The organism is Tissierella sp., from assembly GCF_052089545.1.
GTDB lineage: Bacteria > Bacillota > Clostridia > Tissierellales > Tissierellaceae > Tissierella_A.
Genome location: NZ_JBQDAA010000102.1, coordinates 1 through 7,993, shown reverse-complemented (window position 1 = coordinate 7,993; position 7,993 = coordinate 1). Strand labels below are relative to the sequence as shown.

The following is a 7,993-nucleotide window of genomic DNA, read 5'->3' as shown; positions in this document are numbered from 1 at the left end:
ACCATCTTTATCTACCCAGTTAACCATGTCTACTGGGATTCCATTTTGAAAATAATTGAATCCAATTGGACATAGATAGTCACACTTAATCTGCCAGATACCGTTAACATATTTGACCTCGTTGGCTTCATAATATGCTTTCTCTTGCGGTTCTACTGTTGTAATGGTTTGATTATTCGTCTGTGGTGACGTATCAGAATAACGCCAAACCTCGATATATGCAGGCTTATTAGCTGAATAGTAGTCGTTCCAAGGATATGTACTGATAGCTTGTCCTACTGCTCCTTGAGTTGAATAGTCGCAACTAATAAAGTTTACACTATCCATCATAACACCAACGTGTCCTCCTGCTCCTCCAGATTGGGACATATCAGCACCCCAAGACATTAAAACAATATCACCAGTTAACGCATCCCAATCTTGATTGATACTTACACGATAGAACCCATTGTTTGCTAATTGTTTACCTAGTGTAACTGTAGATGGTAAACCTTGAATATTAAAACCTGCTTCTTTCAAAACTCTAGACATGATACCTGAACAGTCCCCAGTACCGTCTGAACCATCTCTAGAACCATACATTGAATAAGTTATAAACCCTCTTAACTTAACCATTCCATCTACTATTGCTTGTTGTTTACTCATTAATAACTCCTTTTAATTATATTTTTGTCAAGGTCTGTCAGCTTGACGTTGTGTCGAAAAAATTACCTAGTCACGACAGACTAACAACGAGCGAGGGGTCGAACCCTCGAACGCTACAAGTTTACTCATTAATAATAACACCCTTACCTAGTTCTTGATTGAGTAAGTCTAATTCATCTTTTAAAATCCCATTTATAGGGTACTCTATTTTTCCTTGTATAAAATGGTGTTGTTTCTCCTCTTGTAAACATTTAATTAGTAATGTTGGAGTTTGTTTACCTAATCGTTTTTGTGGTTCTCTAAAATCACTATACTCTCCTGTTGGTTTAAACGGTACGCTTGTCTCAATATTTATAGTATCTTTATAAAACTCAACATTACCATTATCAATATATAACGTAGATGAGTTTGTGCTAACTTCATATTGAATATATCCATTAATGACATTTCCTCTGATTATATCATAATCAAGCGTTATTGCCGAGGAAAAAGGTAATAACAGTTTACAACTTTCTACATCTTTCAAGAATGGCACATTGAAACTAAAAAGCTTTACTCTTGGTTCTGCAATTTTAAATCGTTTAGCTTTGTACTTTGTGGGTGTATTCCCTAATACAATATTAGTTTCTAATAAATTTGTTTCATCAAATTTAATAGGATATGAATAAGTGTTAATAATTATTTCAGTACTTATTTTACTTTCATCAGCTATTAGTTTTAAATCTCCTTTACTTAGTATATAAGTTGTAAACAACCCTCTAGTAGCGTCTTCTTTAACAGTTTCGCCAACCTTTTCAGCTAGCACTGATATGCTAACAACTGGTGATAACTTCTTACCTGGTCTACTTATCCCAGTATAGGGATTATAACCACCTTCATATTTAAGACCGTTAAGAGGGTATTTAGTAAACATTTTACCGCTTTTTGTTTTAATTTCAAAAACAGGACTCCCATAAAGATTTTTAGAAACTTCCGTTACAACATCTAATTTACATCTTTTAGGGTCATTCCCATAATAGGAAACAATGTAAATAGCTTTACCTTTAATTGTTATCCCTGTTTCGAAAATAAAGATATTTTCTTTTTGGGGTTCAATATCTGAATACTCGAAAAGAGGTAGCCTCTTTCCACGAACTTCGCCTTCTAGCAAATAGGTTGGAGGATTATATTCTACTACTTGGTCATCATTCTTATAATTAGCTATATTTGATAGATTAAAAGTATAATCAGTAAAATAGTTACTATAATTTTTTATAAGTTCTTCTTCAGTTTTATCTTCTTTAAATGTTTGTTTTGTAAATCTAAAGATGATACTTCCTGTTTTATCATCATATTTTAGAGCGTAACCATCCTTTGCTCTAATTGTAAAGGGTAACCTAACCTCATTTCCTTCTTTGTCAGGTATTTCAATGTTAACAACTACAGTACTACCCTTATTTGAGTAGCTACAATCAATATAAACATTTTCTAACTTGTCTACAATAGTTTTAGATAAATTTGTCATGTTATCCTCCAATTATGAGTAAGTATTGTTCATAATCATATAAATTAGTAAAGTCTACATCATTAGCAATTTTTACATCTTTACTAGTTGTTATCGGTTGGGCCATGATAACTTCTTTATAAGACATCAAAACATCAATTTCTAGTTGCAGTTGATACATCCCCCCAGTTAGTAGTTTAATATCTGTTATATAGTAATATCTATTAAATTCTTTAATAAAACAATAATTACCTTTACTATATTTTTTAATTAATAAAATAGGTTGTAAGATTGAATTATCAGTCTTTAAATTAAAGTTTACTGTATCAACTAGCGTGATTTTCTTATTTACCACATTTATATTCGAATCATTATTATATATCTGTAATTCCATGTTATTCTCCTTATTAAAAAAAGAGGGTAACCCCTCTTAATTTTACCCTTCAGCAACGTAGAAAACAATAAAGTTTTGGTTGAAATCGTTAAAGTAACCGCTATCTGCTTTATAAAAGTTAGTGTAAAATTCAGCTTTTGGATTGTAGTTTGTAGTAACTCGACGGTCAAGGTTTGTAACCCCAAGGGCGTTACGGTCAAACAATACTCCAACAATACCAGTTTGGGTAACTTCAGCCCCTTTCTTATCTCCTTTATTGATAGTTACATCAATTTTAGAAATATCGTTAAAGGCATAGCTTGGTCCTGAACCTTGCCAGTAAGGGACTGTATCTACTCCTTTCAAACCAGTAAATTCATTGTGTTGAACATCTGCTTGTAAGAATACATTTGATGAGTTAACAAAATCATTTAAAAGAATTAAATTAGCATCTTCTACATTTGTAAAGCGTTCTTTCTTCCCAAGATTGAAAAGGGTAGAAATTCGTGAAATACGACCTACGTATGTATTAATTACATAATTAGCGTAACGTAGAAACTCTTTATCAGTAAGGCACTTATCAACTGTTAAAGATTTTCCACTTGATGAATTATACAAATGTAGTAAGTTTACTGACGTGTTAGGGTCATGAGCATTAATAACTGCACCAATAAAGTTATTAATGGTACGCATAATCAATTCGTCTAGTTTAATAGTGAATGACGTATCAACTCGGTTAGTCAACATTGACAAGAACCCATTCATCTGTTCAGCATTAGAGAATGACCCTTTAACTTGATTTTCTGCGAATGAAATAGGAATTTCAAATGTTGTCTTACTATCAAAGAATTGACTAGATACCTTTGGTTGGTAGAAAATGTTAGGGTCGTATGATTGACCGTTTACCAAGTTCCATGTGCTATTCTCTACAGCTTCAGGTAGTTCAGCATCAATCTTTTGTAAGATAGACCCAAACTCCCAACTATCCATAAGAACGTTTTTAGCTTTACCTGTGTAGTTCTTATTGCTAAACTGCACCTTACCAATATGATGAACTAATTTATTTACAAAATTATCAACCTTGTCAGCATTAACAATTTCAGTTCCTACATCTACTAGATTTGAAAGGTCTTCTTTAACGAGTGCTTCCTGTCCGAGAACCTCTTTAGTTACATTGTTTAGTAATGAATGAATTTGCGTTACTTGCATATTTTTTGTACCTTTTCTATTTTTTATTTTTTTTAATTATATCACTTAATCGTAAATCTGTAAAGTTATCATGTTAACAATATCATTATAAATAGTATATCTATATTCTGGATAGTTTTCAAATTTCCTAATAAAATAATTAATTTTTTCTTTAGAAAATCCACTATAGACCGTTTTATTTTCCATTGTGGAATTGTCTGTGTTGTTTTCAGTTTCTGCTACAGTGTTTAACTCTTTTTCATTTTCCACAGTTTCAACTACATCAAAAGGGATAACCTCATTACTGTTATTTGTGTTGGTTTGTCGTGTCCTATCACCTTTATTAACTTTGTTATTAGTGGTTAGGATTGTTGTATTCGTTTTTTCTAGTTCTGAAATTTCATCATAAATGTTAGAAATTTCAATCCATTTTTTAGTCTTAAGATTAAATAATTGTCCGATACCCCTCTCACCGTGTGAATTATATATTTCTACTACTTTTTTTGTTAAGTCACGGTCACCATATAATAGCATAAATTCTTTAAAATAATCATCTTTATTATTAATTGAGTTAAAATAATTTATGGCAAAGAATAGATTATTCAGTTCTTTCAGTTTCATTCTTAACCTCTTCATTCATTTCATCCTGCAATACTTTAAATTTACCTGATAACCATTTTGGTATTGGTAAACCCATTTGTCCTATATTTTCAATAATAGACAACCCATAACTAGCAATATAAAACATAATTATGATATTTGAATATTCATTAGCATTGAAAATTGAGAAAACCCAACTAAAGAATGTTGTAAATAAGAATATAGCTATATGGGTAGTTATTCCCTTCTTATTGATTTTACTATATACGGAATTATTAATAAATGATTTTAAAGTTCCTGTTATAATATCAAAGATGAGAAAAATTAATAGTACATATAAGTAATCATTTTCAAATACAGTTTCAATCTTAATCAGAATATGGTTCATCACTTTCTCCATTAGTTTCTTCTACTGTCTCTTCTGTCATATTTTCACCTAAATTAATTCGGTACTCCCAACTTGACGTAAATTCTACAGTGATATCCATATCATATTTATCATTAATTTTATCTATTGCTTGCTTTCGACAGTTTAGCATATTATCAACTAATGGATATAATGAATTCAGACCTGTTTCAACTTCACTAGTGATAAGACGTTCTTTCTTCATATTATCATTAGAGTAAAGTCCTATTTCTTTAAACAGTTCTGACTTGATATAGTTATCATATTCAATTAATTCATGTAGGGTGTTAGATTGTGCATCATTATCAATTTTGATACTATCCCACAACAACTGACTAGTAATAACACTAGACTCCCCATTTTCTACTTTTGAAAGATAGTTTCTCACACTTTCTACAGTAGGGTCATCATTAGCTATGAAAGTTTTGACCATCCTTTTATAGCGGTTTGCAATAGTGAGAGTAATTTCACTTTCATTAATGAGGTAAGCCCATTTATTGAAAATGGGTAGTAACCCTCTTTCAAGATAATCATTCTTAATAATTACACCGTCTGAAATAGCAAAGGTTTGATATTTCTTTCTATCAGGTAAATAACAATTAATTTCAGACGGTCGATTGTAGATATCAACCTTCTCATAGTTATAATTCCCTTTTAGAACCACTAATTCATCATCAATCTTAGTAACAAACCCACAACCATTTAATTGTAAAATCTTCTCCAATTCTTCTATAGGTAAACTATCAGGGAGATTATTATATAGAAACATAGTCAAGGTCTTATTTAAGACTCCATCTATGATATTCTTTACATTTTCAGTCTTATTCGTTGTCGAATAAGTGTTTGTATTGTCATAAAAACTTCGCTTTTCTTCTTTAGGTAACATTTATACCTCCTTTACATTGTTTCAAATAGTTAGAAATCGTATTGCCTACATTGTTATCTTGATAGTATACCTTATCCATAATGAAGAAACTTCTAATTTTACGAGTAATTTCATTGTGGGCTTGATAAATATTTCTATTATAATTCATTTTAGAATTATAATCAAGTGAAAAGATTAAATCCCTATCATCATTCTTGAGTGGGGTTGTTTTTTCATGGATATAAGTAAACATATGATTATCTTTGTTTATAATCTCACATTGAAACAATTCGCCCCCAAATTCAATGAAATAGATGAATAAAATATCTTTGGGTTTAAATTTAATAGGGCAGTGGGGGTACATATCCAATTCCCAAGCCCCTGTTTTAATCATTTCTAGTTTTGGGTTATCAAATGCAAAATAGAAAGAGTTTTCTTTACTCTTTCCTATAGATTTACAATATTCAACAGCTACTTTTAATTTGCTATTTCCGTATTTGTAAACGTCAATAGTTCCTTGTTCCTGTTCCTTAACATTCTTTAGACCCATTTCATCAAAGTAGGGAGAATATTTGTTAACAGTATTCCCAAGCATGAAAATTTTAACATCAGTTCTATTTCTGACAATAGTAGAAATAGTATTCATAAATAGAATAAATTCATCAGGTAGATATACCTGACGAGTTAGAAACTCATCAAATATGATAGTTCTAATATCAGGATATGAAATACTCTTATTATGTTCCGTATCGGATAAGCTAAACGGATAAGCAATGACATCATGTTCCGAGTAAATCGCTTTTCCGTTATCATCATAATTACAAAGGTAATATTTACCTCCATAATAATGTATCCCTTGAAATTTTCCTTTAGATATTTTAAACACTTCATTATTACTTAAAAGAGCCTTAAACACTTCACTCGCTCTATTTCCTCTTATATCTGATTGCCACCTTCGTATTATGGCAATCTGTGAGCCATTTTTGAAATATTCCTCTATTCCATATTTTAAAGTGGCGTAGGTCTTCCCATTAGACCGTTCACCTATTATCATATTATAGGTAGCTTTTGTTTTTAGAATTTCTTTTAAGTTGTAAAATTTTTTATCAAACACTCTTTTTATCTCCTTTCAAAATATACCCACTTTGTAACATTTTGTAGAATTTAACAAAATAATCACTTATTGACAAACTAAAGTTAGTAGGTTCCAAATGTACACTGCTTAAGCTTGTGACAATTTGTTTAATCCCTTTATAGTCTTCAATTTCATCAGTTATTTCAATATCTATATAAGTATGAGTATTTTTACCTGTGTTTTCAGCAGGAATATGTAAATCATCAGTAAACATATCAAACACTTTACTAAAATCATTGTTACATTTTTTAATCATGTAATTGATACCGTTCATCTTTGAAAGCCCTGCAACTGTTAGATACAGTTGCCCTTCCTCTTCATATAAGTAACGTTTAGCTCCTAAAGTTTTAAATCTCGTATAGTGTCCTTCATAATCCCAAACTCCTAGAGGTTTGCTCTCACCTTGTACAGTTTTAGGACTTAATAGATTGGAGTTCAACTCATAATATTCAAGGGTTTTAAGTTGTTTAGCTATCACCATTTTATTATATCCATCAATAAATGGCTTATGTTTTTCATAATTGAAAAACTTTAAACTATCTGTATCACTATAGATATAATCATCTTTAATAGATAAGATACCAAACCATAAATTACGTCGTGCGTAAGCAGTAACCCAAACACCCCAAGGATAATATAGAAATCTAGATTTTTTTTCATTGTACTTTTTAATTTCACCTTCAAGAGATACCTCCTTAGTTTCCCATTCTTCATTATAGGTAATTTCATCTTTAACGATATCAGTTACGGTCATCCCATATATAGAGTTTAACATACCTTTAGATAGTAGATACTCAACTTCTTTACCCTTAACACCTTTTAAAGTCGTTTTATTTTGATATAATTCTAGAATACTTTCTATTATAGGTTTTGGTAAATATCCTTTAGGATAACAGATTAAGTCATGAATTTCTATTCTATCCCATTCATAGCAACGTTTGAAAATAGAATAATCTACATCTGTCATATAAGTATTTAAATAATCAGCGGAAAATACACGACCATTATTTATAAGTTTTTCACCTACTATCTTACATTTACTTTCTGATAAGTAACTATCATAGATGAAAACATTCTTCAAATTTTGCACACTAATATTAATAACACAGCAGAAATTTTCTATATAATAATCGTAGCCATTTTTCATTATTTCTGATTTTGTTGGTATAAAACCTTTACCCATAGGAAACTTTTCCGCAATCATAACGGAAGGGTATGAGCTAGTAAAGTCTATTGAGTAGACATCTTTTAATACCTTATCTGTATTAAGTGGGTTTGAGTGAGTGAAACCACCCATG

Annotated in this window: 9 protein-coding genes; all 9 read right to left on the bottom strand. The window is 30.6% G+C overall.

From position 1 onward, the window contains the following. The coding region (locus tag ACTHW2_RS08225) for a peptidoglycan amidohydrolase family protein (RefSeq protein ID WP_442263464.1) at positions 1-645 on the bottom strand (645 nt) is incomplete at its 3' end. A 121-nt stretch (positions 646-766) separates the two neighbouring features. Next, positions 767-2,149, bottom strand: coding sequence for a hypothetical protein (locus ACTHW2_RS08220; protein WP_442263463.1), 1,383 nt, complete (start codon positions 2,147-2,149; stop codon positions 767-769). 1 nt (position 2,150) lies between these two features. Continuing rightward, a complete protein-coding gene (locus ACTHW2_RS08215) occupies positions 2,151-2,522 on the bottom strand; it encodes a hypothetical protein (protein ID WP_442263462.1) in 372 nt (123 codons plus the stop codon). Between the two features lie 42 nt (positions 2,523-2,564). Then, on the bottom strand, positions 2,565-3,710 hold the full coding sequence (locus ACTHW2_RS08210) for a hypothetical protein (protein ID WP_442263461.1): 1,146 nt from the start codon (positions 3,708-3,710) through the stop codon (positions 2,565-2,567). A gap of 45 nt (positions 3,711-3,755) precedes the next feature. Next, positions 3,756-4,310, bottom strand: a complete 555-nt coding sequence (locus tag ACTHW2_RS08205) for a hypothetical protein (RefSeq protein ID WP_442263460.1) — start codon at positions 4,308-4,310, stop codon at positions 3,756-3,758. Continuing rightward, positions 4,288-4,677 carry a phage holin family protein gene (locus tag ACTHW2_RS08200; protein ID WP_442263459.1) on the bottom strand — a complete coding sequence of 130 codons (390 nt, stop codon included), beginning with the start codon at positions 4,675-4,677 and terminating at the stop codon, positions 4,288-4,290. Before ACTHW2_RS08200 ends, ACTHW2_RS08205 begins: the two co-directional genes overlap by 23 nt. Further along, positions 4,658-5,581 carry a hypothetical protein gene (locus ACTHW2_RS08195; protein WP_442263458.1) on the bottom strand — a complete coding sequence of 308 codons (924 nt, stop codon included), beginning with the start codon at positions 5,579-5,581 and terminating at the stop codon, positions 4,658-4,660. The genes ACTHW2_RS08200 and ACTHW2_RS08195 overlap by 20 nt, the downstream gene beginning before the upstream one ends. Further along, positions 5,571-6,674 (bottom strand): phage DNA encapsidation protein, encoded by a 1,104-nt coding sequence (locus tag ACTHW2_RS08190; protein ID WP_442263457.1) that lies wholly within the window; start codon positions 6,672-6,674, stop codon positions 5,571-5,573. Before ACTHW2_RS08190 ends, ACTHW2_RS08195 begins: the two co-directional genes overlap by 11 nt. Beyond that, a partial coding sequence (locus ACTHW2_RS08185; RefSeq protein ID WP_442263456.1) for a DNA polymerase occupies positions 6,667-7,993 on the bottom strand: 1,327 nt, incomplete at its 5' end. The genes ACTHW2_RS08190 and ACTHW2_RS08185, both read right to left, overlap by 8 nt.